The sequence below is a fragment of the Pseudoalteromonas sp. genome, from assembly GCF_036960685.1.
Lineage (GTDB): Bacteria > Pseudomonadota > Gammaproteobacteria > Enterobacterales > Alteromonadaceae > Pseudoalteromonas.
The window spans coordinates 1-544 of the sequence record NZ_JBALXK010000079.1; the positions used below are offsets into that span (position 1 = coordinate 1).

Consider the following 544-nt stretch of genomic DNA (forward strand, 5'->3'; position numbering starts at 1 on the left):
GATTTAGCTGGACGTTCAATTACTACTTTAGATAGTGATGCGCGTTTAAGCTTTTCTTTTAAAAATTCGCGAACCTTATGGTCGCCATCTAAGTTGCTAGCAAAATCTTTACTGCTTGCAAACCAGGTAGACGCGAAAGGTTTCGTGATACCTAAGCGGATACCGGTAGGATTAACTTTTTGACCCATACTAATATACTCCTAAGAATCAGACACAATCACAGTGATGTGACTAGTGCGCTTGATGATGCGATCGGCTCGGCCTTTCGCTCGTGGCATAATACGTTTCATTGTTGGACCATCGTCAATTAAAATTGTTTTAACGAATAATTCATCAATATCTGCACCGTCGTTGTGTTCAGCATTAGCAATAGCTGAGTTAAGAACTTTTTTAACTAATTCAGCAGCTTTCTTGTTGCTGAATGTTAGTATTTCAAGTGCTTTCTCAACATGTTCACCACGGATTTGATCCGCAACTAAACGAGCTTTTTGCGCTGAACCACGGGCAAATTTATGTATAGCAGTAGCTTGCATTTAACTTCCCC

General features: G+C 40.1%; 1 protein-coding gene and 1 pseudogene. Both read right to left on the bottom strand.

Going from position 1 to position 544, the window contains the following annotated elements:
• A pseudogene (locus V7783_RS21140) lies at positions 1-188 on the bottom strand (30S ribosomal protein S3); the annotation flags it as partial.
• Positions 189-200: 12 nt separating this feature from the next.
• Positions 201-533, bottom strand: a complete 333-nt coding sequence (rplV, locus tag V7783_RS21145) for a 50S ribosomal protein L22 (protein ID WP_335680401.1) — start codon at positions 531-533, stop codon at positions 201-203.
• Positions 534-544: the final 11 nt, after the last annotated feature.